Source organism: Acinetobacter haemolyticus, assembly GCF_900406815.1.
GTDB classification, from domain to species: domain Bacteria; phylum Pseudomonadota; class Gammaproteobacteria; order Pseudomonadales; family Moraxellaceae; genus Acinetobacter; species Acinetobacter haemolyticus_A.
This window is the reverse complement of record NZ_OVCN01000007.1, coordinates 99,038-116,124: the sequence shown is the minus strand read 5'-3', so window position 1 is coordinate 116,124 and position 17,087 is coordinate 99,038. Positions and strand designations below refer to the sequence as shown.

Annotated in this window: 12 protein-coding genes and 1 pseudogene; 11 read left to right on the top strand and 2 right to left on the bottom strand. The window is 38.3% G+C overall.

Annotated features, from left to right (window positions below; all coding sequences use genetic code 11):
• Positions 1-55 precede the first annotated feature (55 nt).
• Positions 56-442: a carboxymuconolactone decarboxylase family protein gene (locus DK207_RS06585; RefSeq protein ID WP_109440487.1), complete on the bottom strand. Its 387-nt coding sequence runs from the start codon at positions 440-442 to the stop codon at positions 56-58.
• 262 nt (positions 443-704) lie between these two features.
• On the opposite strand from DK207_RS06585, the pseudogene DK207_RS16080 reads away from it, so the two are divergent.
• A pseudogene (locus DK207_RS16080) lies at positions 705-773 on the top strand (hypothetical protein); the annotation flags it as partial.
• A gap of 83 nt (positions 774-856) precedes the next feature.
• On the opposite strand, the gene DK207_RS06580 reads toward DK207_RS16080, so the two are convergent.
• Positions 857-1,873, bottom strand: coding sequence for an AraC family transcriptional regulator (locus tag DK207_RS06580; RefSeq protein WP_109440486.1), 1,017 nt, complete (start codon positions 1,871-1,873; stop codon positions 857-859).
• Positions 1,874-2,025: 152 nt separating this feature from the next.
• Here DK207_RS06580 and DK207_RS06575 point away from each other — a divergent pair, with 152 nt between their 5' ends.
• The 10 genes from DK207_RS06575 (at position 2,026) to DK207_RS06530 (ending at position 17,082) form a co-directional block, all read left to right on the top strand.
• The gene (locus tag DK207_RS06575) at positions 2,026-3,471 is read left to right on the top strand and encodes a coniferyl aldehyde dehydrogenase (protein ID WP_109440485.1); all 1,446 of its coding nucleotides are present in this window, start codon (positions 2,026-2,028) and stop codon (positions 3,469-3,471) included.
• A gap of 111 nt (positions 3,472-3,582) precedes the next feature.
• The gene (locus DK207_RS06570; protein WP_109440484.1) at positions 3,583-5,301 is read left to right on the top strand and encodes a GMC family oxidoreductase; all 1,719 of its coding nucleotides are present in this window, start codon (positions 3,583-3,585) and stop codon (positions 5,299-5,301) included.
• Between the two features lie 14 nt (positions 5,302-5,315).
• A complete protein-coding gene (locus DK207_RS06565) occupies positions 5,316-7,283 on the top strand; it encodes an alkyl/aryl-sulfatase (RefSeq protein ID WP_228247933.1) in 1,968 nt (655 codons plus the stop codon).
• Between the two features lie 382 nt (positions 7,284-7,665).
• Complete coding sequence (locus DK207_RS06560) at positions 7,666-9,258, top strand: peptide chain release factor 3 (protein ID WP_109440483.1); 1,593 nt, start codon at positions 7,666-7,668, stop codon at positions 9,256-9,258.
• A gap of 122 nt (positions 9,259-9,380) precedes the next feature.
• Positions 9,381-10,199, top strand: coding sequence for a hypothetical protein (locus DK207_RS06555; RefSeq protein WP_109440482.1), 819 nt, complete (start codon positions 9,381-9,383; stop codon positions 10,197-10,199).
• A gap of 106 nt (positions 10,200-10,305) precedes the next feature.
• A complete protein-coding gene (locus DK207_RS06550) occupies positions 10,306-11,199 on the top strand; it encodes an RsiV family protein (protein ID WP_109440481.1) in 894 nt (297 codons plus the stop codon).
• A gap of 59 nt (positions 11,200-11,258) precedes the next feature.
• Entirely contained in the window at positions 11,259-12,074 is an 816-nt protein-coding gene (locus DK207_RS06545) for a TatD family hydrolase (RefSeq protein WP_109440480.1), read from the top strand.
• A gap of 126 nt (positions 12,075-12,200) precedes the next feature.
• Positions 12,201-14,957: an aconitate hydratase AcnA gene (gene acnA, locus DK207_RS06540; RefSeq protein ID WP_109440479.1), complete on the top strand. Its 2,757-nt coding sequence runs from the start codon at positions 12,201-12,203 to the stop codon at positions 14,955-14,957.
• A 105-nt stretch (positions 14,958-15,062) separates the two neighbouring features.
• Positions 15,063-16,256 carry an MFS transporter gene (locus tag DK207_RS06535; RefSeq protein WP_109440478.1) on the top strand — a complete coding sequence of 398 codons (1,194 nt, stop codon included), beginning with the start codon at positions 15,063-15,065 and terminating at the stop codon, positions 16,254-16,256.
• Between the two features lie 61 nt (positions 16,257-16,317).
• Positions 16,318-17,082, top strand: a complete 765-nt coding sequence (locus tag DK207_RS06530) for a ThiF family adenylyltransferase (RefSeq protein WP_109440477.1) — start codon at positions 16,318-16,320, stop codon at positions 17,080-17,082.
• The last annotated feature ends 5 nt before the right edge of the window (positions 17,083-17,087 follow it).

Sequence of the window (17,087 nt, the reverse complement as noted above, 5' to 3'; positions counted from 1 at the left end):
TTGATATTGGAGGGAATTTAGTTAGCGTTTAAGTCTATCTATGAGCAGATCCAGTTTATGATTCTGGTTGATATTCATTGATCACTTCAAGTGCAGCACGGAATGCTTCTTGTGTGGCTGGTGCACCGCAATAAGGAAGGCTGTGTAGTAATACTTCCTGAATTTCTTCAACACTTGCACCGTTATTCAATGCACCACGAATATGACCTTTAAGTTCCGTTGGGCTTTTTAGGGCTGTTAAAAAAGCAATCGTTACCAAAGAGCGATATTTACGTGGTAAAACTCCTTCACGTTGCCATGTTGATCCCCAAGCATGTTCATTGATCCAATCTTGTAACGGTTGAGTGAAAGGCACCGTATTGTCTTGGGCACGTTTGACAAAGGATTCACCCATAACTTCAGTACGAACTTTTAAACCATTTTCATAATCTTGTTGTGACATATTTTTACTCTTGCTCAGATGGGACAGTTATTGAATTTATAGTAGCTAAATCATGAAAGAAGCTAAAGCATCTTATCTGGAACGTTGCATTTAGATGTGTTCAAGCTCATCAAGGTGAATAACTCAAGAGCTTATCAACAATGCATAAAACATACTCTATAAATCTGCTACAATTGCGCCAATTTTGAATTCTCACCTTTTCAGTTAGTTCATATTAGAAAATGATATGTACTGAACTACGTATATATTGAAGATTTTTCTCATGAGTTTTAAAGACGAATTGGCAGCACAGGTTGCCCAACGACGCACATTTGCGATCATTTCCCGCCCCAGTAATTTTGTCTAATTCAACTCATTTTAAACTGCTTCTGTATCAAGATATCAAGATAAATATTTAGGTTGACTTTTAAAAGGTTATACCGAATTTTCTCTTAATTTTTCTTTAAATACAGTTGCTGAGAACCCAAACCATTGTTTGAAATTTCTACTAAATATAGCTAGCTCTGAATAACCGAGTTGTAGAGCAATATCGGTTAATTTAGTATCACCTTCTTCAAGCATACGGATAGCTTCTTTTTTTCTAACATTTTCTAAAATATCTCGAAAAGTAGTTCCTCTTGTTTTCAAGAAACGCTGAATTTTTTTGGGATGCATTCCGACACATAATGCAATATTTTCTATATTACAATCTCCAGTAGCTAATAACATACGAACAGAACTTTCTATAAGTGTTGTATTATCATCTATTCTGGTACTGCTGAGGGATTCTAATTGATTTAAAATCAACTGATTAACTAGACCCTCATTAAAAGCATAAGGCTTATTTACTAAAAAACTAGCAGGGAAGTATAGAGCATCCTCATCCGTGGCGAATTTAACGTCACAAGCGAAATGCTCTGAAAATATTTTAGATTGTATAGGGGCATGCTGTTTTAAACATACTTTTTCTGCATACCAAATGGGACCAATTAAATCTTTTAGAATATTAGTAATCACACATATAGCTAACTGGGATTTTTGAGGGACTTCAATGTTATAGTCAGATAAACGAACAAAAGTTAATTTACATAACTGAGAACTTACTTGAGAAACATGAAATACTATTCCCTCAGCATGTAGATAGACATATTTTTGTGCAACTCTTAAAGCATCTAAAATAGTTTCTTGTCGAGACATATATACGCCGATTAAACCGATTGTGCTAATATTTTGTAATGCACCAAGTTTTAATCCAAAACACTCTTCTCGACATTGTTGAGATGCTATTTCTAGTAAACTTAAATAATGATCATAATTAATAAAAGTGTCTGGATCTCGCAATAAAGCAGGCATGATCCCTACTTGCTTTAAAATAGTAATAGGATTAATACCATAATTACGTACAAGCTCTTCAAATCCTCCTAGACTAGCTGCACGAATGTAACTCGCCATAACAATCTTCCATTTTGTCGTAAAAGATCAAACCAGTGTCCTAAAAAGTCAAGCCAATTTCAAGTGATTTGGTAAAGTAATTTAAGAAATTTTTATTGTAAAAATATCTTAAATTTATAGAACGATTTATTTCGTCTTTATGAGGAACTTATATGGAAGTTACAGTTCGATCTCGTATAGAGCAATCTATCATAGAAAAAAGCTTAAAAGACTGCTTTCAATTACAGCGTGAAAGCTTTCATATGCATGGAATTGAGACAAATACTGAAAGAAAACAACATTTATTAAATTTAAAGTTGCTAGTTACTAACCATTGTGACGAAATTATTGAGGCTATTAATCAAGATTATGGAAACCGTTCTCGTCATGAAACATTATTAGCAGAAATTATTACAGCAACAGATGATATTAATAATAATATTAAAAATTTGAAGAAATGGACTAGGGTACAAAAACGCAAGGTTAATCACTCTATGTACTTTGGTGCAAAAAATAGAGTAATTCCACAACCTTTAGGTGTTATAGGTATTATCGTTCCTTGGAATTTTCCTATTAATTTAATGATTTCGCAATTATCAGCCGCTTTTGCTGCGGGAAATAATGCAATGGTTAAAATGTCTGAAAATTCAAAATTTCTCTCTCAGTTATTCATTAAATTAGTTCCAAAATATTTTACTCGAGAGAAATTACAAATCTTTGAGGAAACAGGTGACGTTGGTATTGAGTTTTCTAAACTCCCTTTTGATCATTTGATGTTTACAGGGTCGGGAGCCACAGGGCGTAAAGTTATGGAGGCAGCAGCCAAAAACTTAACTCCTGTAACTTTAGAGCTTGGTGGGAAATCACCAGCTGTCATTGATCCTGACTATCCTATTGAAAAAGCAGTTGAAAGAATAATGTTTGTAAAGCAATTCAATGCAGGCCAGATTTGTACCAATGTTGATTACTTATTTATACATGAATCTAAATTAAATGAATTTATTCAAGCTTCAACTAATTGGGTAGATAAACATATTCCTGATATTAATAGTAAGGATTATACCTCTATAATTGATAAAAAATCATATGAGCGATTGATGAGTTGTCTTTTAGATGCTGAGTCTAAAGGAGCAAAAATAATAAATCTAAATCGTCAAGAAGCTAATCCATTAACAAGAAAAATTCCATTAACTCTTGTTTTAAATAGTAACGATAAAATGGAAATTGATTTTAGAGAGATATTTGGTCCTATTTTGATGATTAAAACTTATCAGGAACCTAAACAGGTGGTGGATTATATTATCAAAAGAGATCGACCTTTAGCCTTTTATCCATTTAGCTATAATAAAGATCTAGTGGAATTTTATATTAATAATATTATGTCTGGTGGTGTATCAGTTAATGATGCCCTGTTTCATGTAGGACAGCATGATTTACCATTTGGCGGTGTAGGTGCGAGTGGTATGGGTCATTATCATGGTTATGAAGGATTTTTGACTTTCTCGAAACTACGTCCTGTATTTTATCAGGCGAGCTTTTCGAGTATGAAGTTTCTAGCCCCCCCGTATGGAAAGTTTGCCACTTGGGTTTTTAACTTTTTAGTGAAGATGAAATCTTAAAGTGACGATTACGCATTTTATCAGAATAATTTTACGTGATTTTTTTGGTAAAAATGTGGGAAATAAATGCTTTTAAAATGAATATAAAACACTATTAAGGGAGTTAATAGGATGAGTAAACAAGATTTTGATTTTGATCAAATTGTAATTGGTTCAGGATTTGGTGGGTCAGTCAGCGCATTACGCTTAAGTGAAAAAGGTTATTCTGTCTTGATCCTAGAAAAAGGATTGCGCCGTGAAGATAAGGACTTCGCATCTACTAATTTAGATATGAAAAACTACTTGTGGCTACCAAAATTAGGTTTAACAGGTACATTACAATTTACCTTCACCAGCAAAACTACAGTCATTCATGGAGTCGGTGTCGGTGGTGGTTCGCAAATCTATGCCAATGTACATTTAATTCCGCCAGATGAAGTGTTTGAATCCGCAGCCTGGAGCAAAATTAGAAAAGATTGGAAAGACACTTTAATGCCTTACTACGGTTTGGCACAGCGTATGTTGGGTACGGCGAATAATACTTATACGAATGTAGCAGATGATACTTTAAAAGCAGTAGCTAAAGAAATGGGATATGAAAGCTCATTTAAGACTGTAAATACAGGCGTTTTTTTCCCTCAAAAAGATGTTCCACAAAATAAGTTAGTCAAAGACCCTTATTTTAATGGAGATGGACCAGACCGTAAACCTTGTATATTTTGCGGTGGATGTATGGTGGGGTGTAGAAATAACTCTAAGAATACATTGATGAAAAACTATTTATACTTTGCCGAACGAAATGGCGTTGAAATTCGTCCAAGTTCTGAAGTAGTGAAAATTGTGCCACTGAGTCCAGATGGAAGTATGGGCTATGAGATTACGGTAAAAGAAACACTAGATAAAAAAGTACGCCAATATAAATTACGTAGTCGTGGTGTTGTACTTTCTGCAGGTGTGATGGGGACAGTGCCATTATTACTTAAAATGCGTGATCAGCACAAAACGCTACCCAATATTTCATCATTATTGGGACAAGAGATTCGTACTAACTCAGAAACTTTAACCACGGTGAATAACACGCGTGAAAAGGTAGATGATGGCGTAGCGATCAGTTCATTTATTTCTGTTGATAAAGATACCAATATTGAAGTCACACGTTTTCCTGAAGGATCGGATGGAACTTGGATATATATGCCTTATGTGCCGATGGTCACAGGAAAAGGCATGTTTCGTATTTTAAAATTCTTGTTTAATACACTGCTACATCCAATTAAGACATTTAAGGTTTTAAATTATAAAGGGAAGGCTAGAAGCTCATTACTTCTCTTGGTGATGCAAAAATCTGAAGCATTTATTCATCTTGAGTGGCGTCGTAAATGGTACAGATTATTCAAAAATAATATTACTGCTGTACAAAAGGCGGATGATACGCCACTGACAGTTTCATTTCCTTCGGCTGAAGAAGCGACCAAACTATTCGCCAAAAAGTTAGATGGCGAACCTGGTTCAGCACTCACTGAAATTTTATTGGGAACACCTGCTACAGCTCATATCATGAGTGGTGTGGCTATGGGTAATGATAAAACGAATGGCGTGGTAGATTTTACAGGTCAAGTATTTGGGTATCAAAATTTACGTGTGCTTGATGGCTCAATTGTGCCTGGGAATTTAGGAGTAAATCCATCCCTTACCATTACCGCTCTTTCCGAGTTCGCAATGAGTCAGATTCCTGTGTTTTCTGAAGAACGAGCAGCGAAGATTAAGCATATTGAATTCAGTGAGCCTTTACCTGGACAAGTATCTAAAATGACAGGTACAGGTGATTTGGCAAGTACATTAAGTAAAGTTTAAAAGGACTTTTAACCATGATGAAGAACATTTTGGCAAGTATGATTGCGAGTGTATTATGCATAGGCAGCGTTCAAGCAAATGAACAATTAGAAAGTAAGCCCGCTACTCAATATACTGAACAAAAGAATATGGCGTTATTATCTGAATTGCCATTTATAGATCGTCAAGATTTTGAGTTTGCTAAAAAAGGATTAATTGCGAAACCAAAATCAAAACAGATCAAAAATGATAATGGTGAAATAATCTGGGATCTTTCTCAATTTGATTTTTTAGAGAATACCAAATTTAATCCATCTATTAATCCTAGTTTGCAACGTCAAGCTCAACTGAACATGAATTATGGTTTGTTTAAGGTGACAGATCGAATTTATCAAGTTCGAGGCTTTGATATGACCAATATTACATTTATTAAGGGAAATTCTGGCTGGATTGTTTTGGATCCTTTAACTGTTCCAGAAACAGCGAAAGCAGCCTATTCCTTGGTAACCGATACTTTAGGACATCATCCTATTAAAGCTGTTATTTACAGTCATGCTCATGTTGATCATTTTGGAGGGGTGAAAGGAATCATCAGTCAAGAGCAAGTAGATAAGGGTGAGGTACAAATTATTGCCCCTAGAGATTTTATGGAGCATGTAGTTAAAGAAAATGTTCTAGCTGGAAATGCTATGCAGAGACGTAGTGCTTATCAATATGGTAATTATCTTGCTAAAAATATATATGGCACAGTTGATGTTGCATTAGGAAAAGCTCTCCCAATTGGCTTTATTGGCTTACTTGCACCTACATATATAGTTGAGAAAGATCAAGAAACATTAACTATTGATGGTATTGAAATGGTCTTTCAAAATACGCCGAATACTGAATCTCCCTCTGAAATGAATACATGGTTTCCTCAATTTAAAACTTTATGGATGGCAGAAAATACTGTTGCAGGTATGCATAATCTTTATACACTACGCGGAGCTGAAACACGGGATGCCGCAATGTGGAGCAAGAATATTAATTTAGCTTTACAAACTTTTGGAGTCAAAGCAGAAGTTTTAATGGCTTCACATCATTGGCCACGCTGGGGTAATAAAACAATCGTAAACTATATGGAAAAACAGCGTGATATGTATGGTTATTTACATGATCAAAGTTTACGTTTGGCTAATAAAGGTGTCACTATTAATGAAATTCATAACCAATTCAAAATGCCAAGTGAGCTAGATCAAGAATGGTATAACCGTGGTTATCATGGTTCAGTAAGCCATAATGTTCGTGGAGTATTAAATAAATACCTAGGATATTACGATGCAAACCCAGCAAATTTAAATAAACTTAGTCCAGATGTTGCTGGTAAAAAATATGTGGCATTAGTTGGTGGTAGTGAAACTTTACTGAAGAAAGCACAAGAAGCTTTTGACAAAGGTGAATATCGTTGGGTGGTAGAGTTGGTTAACCATTTGGTTTTTGCAGAGCCTAACAATATTAAGGGGAAAGCCTTACAAGCAGATGCTTTAGAACAACTTGGTTATCAAGCTGAAAATGCGGGATGGAGAAACTCTTATTTAACAGCTGCTTATGAACTGCGTAATGGGGTTCCCAAAAGTATGAAAGGAACAAAAATAGGTCCCGATCTTATCCAAGCGATGGGAACTGAATTAGTGTTTGATTACATGGGGGTACGTTTAAACTCAGAGAAAGCAAATGGTAAAAAATTTAAAATCAATCTTCAATTACCTGACCGCAATGAGCAGATTGCACTTGAACTAAAAAATTCTCATTTAAATGTAATGGCTGATACTCAGCTTAATGATGCAGATCTATTATTGAAAGTGGATCGTAAAGATTTAGATCTTATATTGTTAAAAAAAGAGAACTTTCAATCATTAATAGCTAAAGGAAAAATTCAATATGAAGGCGATATCACGATAGTTTCTAATTTTTTTGGAATGTTAGATGATTTTGAATACTGGTTTAATATTGTAACACCTTGAATTATAGTTGGTATTTAAAGTGGTATTCAATTAACTCAACTAAAAGCAATTTTTAGTTGAGTTGATTTTTTATTTTAGATTACGAGTTTTTAGTTTTCATAGATAATCTAAGGTTTTCATGAAATTCATAATTATTGGGTAGAAATTGTAAAGTTTTTTGAGTCTAAAAATTTATTAAGGGGAGTGCAATATGTATCACAGTCGATGTGGTACGAAAGGGTGTATTTAGACCAAGATGTGCAATGCTAACGTTTATCAACTACCCTCAAATATCTTCTCTAAATCTGCTACAATTGCGCCAATTTTGAATTCTCACTTTTTCAGTTAGTTCATATTAGAAAATGATATGGATTGAACTGCGTATATATTGAAGATTTTTCTCATGAGTTTTAAAGACGAATTGGCAGCACAGGTTGCCCAACGACGCACATTTGCGATCATTTCCCACCCCGATGCGGGTAAGACAACGATGACAGAAAAACTGTTGTTATGGGGGAAAGCAATTCAGGTTGCGGGTATGGTAAAAAGCCGTAAATCTGATCGTGCAGCAACCTCAGATTGGATGGAAATGGAAAAAGAACGTGGAATCTCTATTACCACGTCGGTCATGCAATTCCCTTATAAAAAGCACACCATCAACCTATTGGATACACCGGGACATGAAGACTTCTCGGAAGATACTTACCGTACCTTGACTGCGGTTGACTCTGCCTTAATGGTGATCGATGGGGCAAAAGGTGTCGAAGAACGAACCATTAAATTGATGGAGGTGTGTCGTATGCGTGACACACCGATTATTTCATTTGTAAACAAGATGGACCGTGAAATTCGCGAACCATTAGAATTGCTTGATGAAATCGAAAACGTTCTCAATATTCGTTGTGTCCCGATCACATGGCCTTTAGGTATGGGACGTGACTTTGCGGGCGTATACAACCTGATTGAAAATAAATTTTATGTATACAAAGCAGGTTTTGGTTCAACCATTACGGATATCGAAGTACGTGATGGTTATGATCATGCGGACATACGTGAAAAAGTCGGCGAGTTGGCTTGGGCATCTTTTGAAGAATCACTTGAGTTAGTTCAAATGGCAAACGAGCCACTTGATCGTGAGTTGTTCTTACAAGGTAAACAAACACCAGTTCTGTTCGGTACAGCACTAGGTAACTTTGCAGTTGATCATGTATTAGATAGCTTTATCAATTGGGCACCAGAACCTAAAGCACATCCCACCCAAGAACGTACAGTCGATGCGAATGAGGAAGGATTCTCAGGCTTTGTCTTTAAGATTCAAGCGAACATGGATCCGAAACACCGTGACCGTATTGCCTTTATGCGTATTTGCTCTGGTAAATATGAAAAAGGCTTGAAAATGAATCACGTGCGTATCGGTAAAGATGTACGTATCAGTGATGCATTGACCTTCCTTGCTGGGGAACGTGAGCATCTTGAAGAAGCTTGGCCAGGTGATATCATCGGTTTACATAACCACGGTACGATTCAGATCGGGGATACCTTTACCAGTGGTGAAAAATTACATTTCACTGGGATTCCACACTTCGCACCAGAAATGTTTCGCCGTGTTCGTTTAAAAGATCCTTTGAAATCTAAGCAATTGCAAAAAGGTTTAAAAGAGTTATCTGAAGAAGGTGCGACTCAGGTGTTTATGCCGCAAATCAATAATGATCTGATTGTGGGCGCTGTCGGTGTGTTACAGTTTGATGTGGTCGCTTATCGCTTAAAAGAAGAATATAAAGTGGACTGTATTTACGAACCAGTAAATGTTCATACAGTACGCTGGGTTCATTGTGATGATGAGAAAACATTGAATGAATTCAAGAAAAAAGCCCATGATCAATTGTCAGTTGATGGGGGTGGTCATTTAACTTATCTTGCACCAAGCCGTGTTAATTTACAGTTAATGCAAGAACGTTGGCCAGATATCGAGTTCCGTAATACACGAGAACACTAAGAAATCTCCCTAAATCCCGCTTTAGAAAAGAGGGATTTTGTCACGAGTCTTCGAGATTTGTGACACGCCTCCCTTTTACAAGGGAGGTGGGGAGGGATTAGAGAACCAAGGAATGAACGATCATGAATACTATAAAACCACTTGCTACGATCAGTTTATTGATGGGAATAATGGCTTTAACCGCATGTGATCGTCCTAATAAAAATGAATCGGATTCCACAACACAACAGACACCTAAAGTAGAAAAAGCCGAAGTATTGCCTTATTTAAATATCCAAGAAGCGAAAGCAAAGTATGCTTTGCCTTTTTGTGAGAAGAAAAATTGTATTGATATTGCGATTCAAACGGTCAATACCCAAGACAATTGGTTAAATTCATGGATTGAGCAGCAACAGGCGAGTGTGATTCAACAACAAATCGAACTAAAACAAAATATGAGTTTGCAACAAGCGATTAATGCTTATGTTAAAAAGTCTGATGAGTGGCAGGATAAATATTCACAAAATAAAGCCTATGAATTGCAGATGAATACTCGAATTGCCTCACAACGTAACCAATATGTATTGTTACAGATCGGGGTAGACAGCAAACAAGAAGATGTTTCGGTCAAGGATCGTTACTACTTTTTTGTTGCTGATCGGAAGTTACAGAAATCTTTAACAGTATTAGATGTGATTCAAAAGAATCAACAAACAGCGATGCATGATTTGATTCAAGCACATTATCAAACATGGCGTAAACAACAATCTGCTGAGGTCAATAAGCAACTTCCGAAAACTTTATATTGGGGGCAGGCAGATTGGTTTTTTGATGGAGAAGGGATTGGTGTGCATTATCGTGCCAATGAGATAAGTAAAGATGCACCACAACTGGATATTTATTTCACGACTGAACAAACAAAACAAATGCTACAACCTGAAATCTACCAAAAAATGTTTTAAATTTTGGGCGGCTACGTATAGAAATTGCATGTATGCCTAGTAGTTTCAAATGAAGTTCGATAGCATTTTAAAAATCTTGTGTGATAACAATGCTTATAGGTTCCAGATGAAAAAATTTTATAAATATAGTGTGCTTACTTGTGCAATTTTACTTGCTGCTTGCCAACCGAAATCAGAACCGAAAGACCCACAGGATCAAACTAAAGATCCAGTTGTACAGCAGCAAACAGAAACGACTTTACGGGGGGAAACCGTAAAAGTTGAGCTGACTTTACCAGAATGTAAGGGAAATACTTGTCCAGAGTTTGTTGTAGAACGCTTGCAGAGTAATTTTCCATTTATTGATCAGTTCTTGGATCAGCAAATTTTAGATCAATTAAGCAAAATATTGGATGTGGTTGATTCGGATACTGCAGTATCTACAGCACAAACGACTGGACAACAGCAAAATATAACACCTCAAGTCCAACAATATGCCAATGCCTTTATCAAAGTGGATGAGGAATTAAAAGCATTGAGTGTTAGTCATCAAATTAGTTTGATGGTAAGGCCTAAAATCTTGCAAACCGAAGGTGATTTGGCAACAGTTGTTCTCAATAGCAGTAGTTATATGGGAGGAGCGCATGGTTCTACTGCACAACAATATTATAATTTTGATTTAGTACAACAAAAGCAGGTGCAGTTAAAAGATTTATTGTTACCTAAACAGCAAGCTGTGTTGAAAAAGCTGACCCATGATGCATTTAAAACTTGGATTGTGGATACAAAACTAGCTAATAATCCTGAAGAATATGAACAAGCATGGCCATTTCAAATGACAGAGAACTTTATGTTCGGAGAGCAAGGCTTAATTTTACAATATGGTGAATATGAAATTGGACCTTATGCAGTCGGTTTGCCGCGTTTGGTTATCCCATATGATCAATTACAAGGTGTAATAAAACCTGAATATTTACCTAAAGTCGATACCGCAGCTTCTACTCCTGTAGCGTCAACTTAAATCCTTGTGCGGGATTTGAAGGTATATAGTTAGGAAATGGAAGGGGACAAGGACTCGATATGCAGCTATTTGATACCCATACCCATTTTGATGTTGCCGATTTTGATCATGATCGGCAACAACTGGCTGTGCAGGCAAAACAGGTCAGTGTAGAAGCACTGATTTTAATTGGCTTTATTGAGTCCCGCTTTGAGGCATTGCTTCAGACCCATCAACAATTACAAGGTTGGGAGAATGTTCCCAAATCTTATCTCGCGCCTGGTTTACATCCTTTTTATGTTGAGCAGCATCATGAAGTTCATTTACAACAGCTTGAGCTGATATTGCAGCAACATGACTGTGTTGCGGTGGGAGAGATTGGTTTAGATACCTTTTTAAAACAACATAAGCAGCCTGAATTATTTGCCAAACAACAATATTATTTTAATGCCCAGCTTGAACTGGCCAGCCAATATAACAAACCAGTGTTATTGCATATTCGCAAAGCACATGCTGAAAGTATTGCGATATTAAAAGCACAGAAATTTAAATTAGGGGGAATTGCACATGCTTTTAGTGGCGGGATCGAAGAAGCCAAAGCATTGGTAAAATTGGGATTTAAAATCGGGGTTACAGGACAAATCACCAATCCTAATGCCAAGAAATTACATCAAGTAGTTCAAGCGATTGGAACTGAACATTTGGTCATTGAAACGGATTGTCCTGACATGACGCCATTGTGCTGCCAAACATCGACTGAACACCGCACGCGTAATACACCTGTCAATTTGCCGTATGTTCTCGAGTATTTGGCTGAAATGCTGGGGCAATCACAACAAGCTCTTGCTCAACAAATCTGGCAAAACTCTTTGAGTGCTTTAAATTTAAAATTTTAGAATAATAAGGACGTAATCCCAGCCTTAATAAGATACTAAAAGGGAACACATTCTTTCCCAAACAAGGGTACATTAGGTAAAGCATATTCATAATAAACAAAGCGCCAATACTGGGAGGGTAACCTTATGGCCAGATATAGCAAAATCAATAGTTTCAATGCATTACAAACTCTAACTGTCGGTTCTACATCCTATCAAATCTATAGCTTAACTCGAGCAGCCGAGCAACTCGGCAATATCGATAGGTTACCCAAATCTTTAAAAGTATTATTGGAAAATTTATTGCGCTTTGAGGATCAAAAAAGTGTAAAAGTTGAGCATATTCAAGCATTAGTGGATTGGCAAAGAGAAAAACGATCTGATCAAGAAATCCAATACCGTCCCGCACGTGTGCTGATGCAAGATTTTACAGGTGTACCCGCTGTTGTGGATTTGGCTGCAATGCGTGCTGCAATGGCAAAAGCAGGTGGAGATCCCAATCGAATCAATCCATTGTCACCAGTTGATTTAGTGATTGACCACTCGGTAATGGTGGATCACTTTGCCAATCAAAATGCATTTGATGTGAATGTGAGAATTGAGATGGAGCGTAATGGGGAGCGTTATCAATTTTTACGTTGGGGTCAGTCTGCTTTTAATAACTTTAGTGTAGTGCCACCTGGAACAGGGATTTGTCACCAAGTCAATTTAGAATATCTCGCTCAAGCAGTTTGGTTAGGTGAGGATGAAGGCCAGACTTTTGCATTTCCAGATACCTTAGTGGGTACAGATTCACATACCACGATGATTAATGGTTTAGGCGTTTTGGGTTGGGGGGTAGGTGGGATTGAAGCCGAGGCTGCAATGCTGGGGCAGCCTGTGTCGATGTTGATTCCTGAAGTGATTGGCTTCAAGTTAACTGGCAAACTAAATGAAGGGATTACTGCGACAGATCTGGTTTTAACCATTACACAGATGCTTCGCCAAAAGGGTGTAGTCGGTAAGTTTGTCGAGTTTTATGGTGATGGTTTAGCCGATCTACCTTTGGCCGATCGCGCGACGATTGCCAATATGGCACCTGAGTATGGTGCAACCTGTGGTTTCTTTCCGATCGATGATATCACCCTGTCTTATTTGGCATTGACGGGTCGTCAACAACAGCGAATCGATTTGGTCGAGGCATATAGTAAAGCTCAAGGCTTATGGAGAAATACTGGTGATGAGCCTGTATTTACCGACACATTGAGTTTGGATATGAGTACGGTTCAGGCAAGTTTAGCTGGTCCAAAGCGTCCGCAAGATCGTGTGCTACTGGCGGAAGTACCAAAGACCTTTAACGCATTGATGGAACTGGCACTAAAACCTGCTGAAGAAGTGAAACAGCGCTTGGAAAATGAAGGCGGCGGCGGTACTGCTGTGGCTGCTAAACAAGCAAACTTACCTCATGAAAGTCCGGCTTGCACGATTGATGGTCAAATCTATCCTTTGAATCATGGGGATGTGGTGATTTCAGCCATTACTTCATGTACCAATACTTCGAATCCGAGTGTCATGTTAGCTGCAGGCTTATTGGCCAAAAAAGCGATTGAAAAAGGCTTACAACGTAAACCTTGGGTGAAAAGCTCACTCGCACCCGGCTCAAAAGTTGTGACAGATTATCTTGCCGCGGCTGGTTTGACTCCCTATTTAGATCAATTGGGCTATAACCTTGTCGGCTATGGCTGTACCACTTGTATCGGCAACTCTGGACCTTTACCAGATCCTGTAGAAGAAGCAATTCAATGTCATGACTTAAATGTTGCTTCTGTGCTGTCAGGCAATCGTAATTTTGAAGGACGTGTTCATCCCCTCGTTAAAACCAATTGGTTGGCATCCCCACCATTAGTTGTTGCCTATGGTTTAGCTGGAAATATTCGTACAGATTTAACCTCTCAACCAATCGGGCAGGGTAAAGAGGGGCAGGATATTTATCTGAAAGATATTTGGCCGACGCAGGCTGAGATTGATCAGATGCTGCAAAAAGTAAATACAGAAATGTTCCATAAGGAATATGCGGCTGTATTTGATGGTGATGAAACATGGCAAGCCATCGAAATCCCGCAAAGCCAAACTTATATATGGCAAGATGATTCAACCTACATTCGTCATCCGCCGTTCTTTGATGAGATTGATCAACCACCAAGATCAATTGACAATATTGAACAGGCACGTATTTTAGCCGTGCTAGGGGATTCTGTGACGACTGACCATATTTCTCCAGCGGGAAATATTAAAAAGGATAGTCCAGCAGGGCATTATTTACAGGGACAAGGTGTAGATCCAAAAGATTTCAACTCATATGGTTCTCGACGTGGTAATCATGAAGTGATGATGCGTGGCACATTTGCCAATATTCGTATTAAGAATGAGATGTTAGGCGGTGAAGAAGGCGGCAATACCATTCATATTCCGAGTGGTGACAAACTTTCGATTTACGATGCATCGATGCGTTATCAACAGGAGCAAACACCGCTAATTATTATTGCAGGTAAAGAATATGGTACAGGTTCTTCGCGTGACTGGGCTGCTAAAGGAACCAACTTGCTCGGTGTAAAAGCGGTCATCGCTGAAAGTTTTGAGCGAATTCATCGCTCGAATCTCGTCGGGATGGGGGTTTTACCTTTGCAATTTATCGGTGGGCAGTCGCGTCAGTCTTTAAATTTAACAGGGCGAGAAATTCTCTCTATCCACGGTTTATCAGATGATATTCAACCGCATCAAACGCTGGATGTGAGTGTGCTTCGAGAAGATGGTCAGCAAGATCAATTTAAGGTCTTATGTCGTATCGATACTTTAAATGAAGTGGAATATTTCAAAGCTGGTGGTATTTTGCATTACGTATTGCGCAATCTAATCGCAGCATAAAGCTAAAAGAGTTGTTTTTTAAAAGATGAAAGCTAGTCTTTCATCTTTTTTATTTGAATTTTAGCTTTTCAGCGTTAATGTGATAACGATTAATCTCTAGGAATCATGGTTTTGAATCAGCTGCCGCGATATGTTTATTATTTATTGGTTGCTCAAGCATTTAATTTAATTGCAGCGGTATTGTCGGTCACGGTTTCAGCGATTGTTGGCTTAAAGCTCGCACCTACTCAGACTTTGGCGACAGTACCTTATGGTTTGCAATTCTTGGCCATGTTACTGACGACGTTTATCTTTTCATTTTTAATGAAAAAGTTGGGGCGACATTTAGTATTTCAGTTTGGATGCATTTGTCTTTTTTTAGCAGGTGTGTTTGGCTATCTCGCCTTACAAAGTGAACAGTTTTATTTATTGTGTCTTAGTCATTTTTCGCTCGGCTTATTCATTTCTACGGCTAACTTTTATCGTTTTGCTGCCTCGGATCGGCTCGATTCTGATTTAATCCCCAAAGCCACAGCGATGGTTATTTCAGGTGGCGTTATCGCTGCGATTATTGCACCTGTTTTGGCGATCCAATTTCAACAGGTACAAGGTTTACCTGATTTCACTGCGATCTATCTAATTTTTAGTGTATTGGCATTGTTGTTGTCGCCAATTTTGTATTTATGGAATCAGAAATTCAAGTTACAGCAGGCACAGCAAGTTGTGACTAATACCATACAGTGCGCTCAATTACCGATTAATCTGATTGTCGCGGCTGTGATCAGTGGGGCATTTGCCTACTATGTGATGAATGTCATGATGATTATGTCCTCCTTGCATTTAAAGGAGCATCATTCATTTCATTATGCTTCGATTTCTATCCAGCTCCATGTCTTAGCCATGTTTATTCCTTCTTTCTTTGTGTCTAAGCTGATTCAACGCTGGGGAACGCATCGCACGATCTATGCAGGTTTTATGTTACTGATGCTGTCCTCTTTGATTCCAATGCTTGGACAAGAGGGGCTTTATATTAATGCTGCCCTGATTGTGCTGGGTGTAGGCTGGAACTTTGCATATTCAGGTGCCTCTACCTTATTGGCTGGATTAAACGAACAGCAAAAGCATCGTGTACAAGGCATGAATGAAACCATGATTGCCTTATTCGCCACACTCGGTGCTTTCCTCCCTGCACCGATTTTGACTCAGTTGGGCTGGGTGAATGCCAATCTGCTGGCTCTATTGTTGAGTGCTGCTATTTTTGTGGTATTACTGATTTTAAGCAGACGGCACCAATTCGCGGGCAAAGTCTCATCTTCCTAACCCAAACCATGTGAAACACGTTAAAATAGCGCTTTGCTGAAATGTATAGATCACCACTGTTATGACTGATGTACCTGTAAATGATGAATATGAGCGCCGTTTTGCTGGGGTGGCAAAGATTTATGGAGAAAGTTCATTTAATCATTATGAAAACAGTCATGTGATGGTGATCGGTGTTGGTGGTGTAGGAAGTTGGGCAGTCGAAGCACTGGCACGTACAGGGATTGGTGAGCTCACTTTGGTGGATATGGATGTCGTTGCGGCATCGAATATTAACCGTCAATTGCCTGCAATGAGTTCGACACTGGGACAAGAGAAAATTGAAGTGATGGCTGAGCGTTGCCGTCAGATTAATCCACGCATGAAAGTGAATGTGATTGATGACTACCTCACACCTGAAAATGTCAAAGAAATATTAGATCCAGTTCCCACCATTATTTTAGATTGTATAGATGACGTCAAAGCCAAGCTTGCCTTGATGTTGCATTGTCGCTTTAACAAGATTCCCTTGATTGTTTCGGGCGGTGCAGGCGGTAAGCTAGATCCACTGAAAATTCGTGTGGCAGATTTGTCGAAGACCGAGCAAGATCCGATGTTGGCAAAGTTGCGTACACAACTTCGTTCTATGGGGATTTGCAAAAAGCCCAAAGAGAAATTTGGCATCACTTGCGTATATTCGATCGATAATCCATTTTCGAGCGCAGAGGTGTGTCCAAGTGCTGGTCTACGTTGTGGTGGCTATGGTTCAGCCGTGGTGGTGACGTCAAGTTTTGCGATGGTGGCAGTTGCAGAGGTTTTGAGAAAGCTAGATGCAAAGAAGGGCTGATGATC

Coding starts and splice junctions, on each gene's coding strand:
- DK207_RS06585 (WP_109440487.1), bottom strand. CDS start 442: ATGTCACAACAAGATTATGAAAATGGTTTAAAAGTTCGTACTGAAGTT.
- DK207_RS06580 (WP_109440486.1), bottom strand. CDS start 1,873: ATGGCGAGTTACATTCGTGCAGCTAGTCTAGGAGGATTTGAAGAGCTT.
- DK207_RS06575 (WP_109440485.1), top strand. CDS start 2,026: ATGGAAGTTACAGTTCGATCTCGTATAGAGCAATCTATCATAGAAAAA.
- DK207_RS06570 (WP_109440484.1), top strand. CDS start 3,583: ATGAGTAAACAAGATTTTGATTTTGATCAAATTGTAATTGGTTCAGGA.
- DK207_RS06565 (WP_228247933.1), top strand. CDS start 5,316: ATGATGAAGAACATTTTGGCAAGTATGATTGCGAGTGTATTATGCATA.
- DK207_RS06560 (WP_109440483.1), top strand. CDS start 7,666: ATGAGTTTTAAAGACGAATTGGCAGCACAGGTTGCCCAACGACGCACA.
- DK207_RS06555 (WP_109440482.1), top strand. CDS start 9,381: ATGAATACTATAAAACCACTTGCTACGATCAGTTTATTGATGGGAATA.
- DK207_RS06550 (WP_109440481.1), top strand. CDS start 10,306: ATGAAAAAATTTTATAAATATAGTGTGCTTACTTGTGCAATTTTACTT.
- DK207_RS06545 (WP_109440480.1), top strand. CDS start 11,259: ATGCAGCTATTTGATACCCATACCCATTTTGATGTTGCCGATTTTGAT.
- acnA (WP_109440479.1), top strand. CDS start 12,201: ATGGCCAGATATAGCAAAATCAATAGTTTCAATGCATTACAAACTCTA.
- DK207_RS06535 (WP_109440478.1), top strand. CDS start 15,063: ATGGTTTTGAATCAGCTGCCGCGATATGTTTATTATTTATTGGTTGCT.
- DK207_RS06530 (WP_109440477.1), top strand. CDS start 16,318: ATGACTGATGTACCTGTAAATGATGAATATGAGCGCCGTTTTGCTGGG.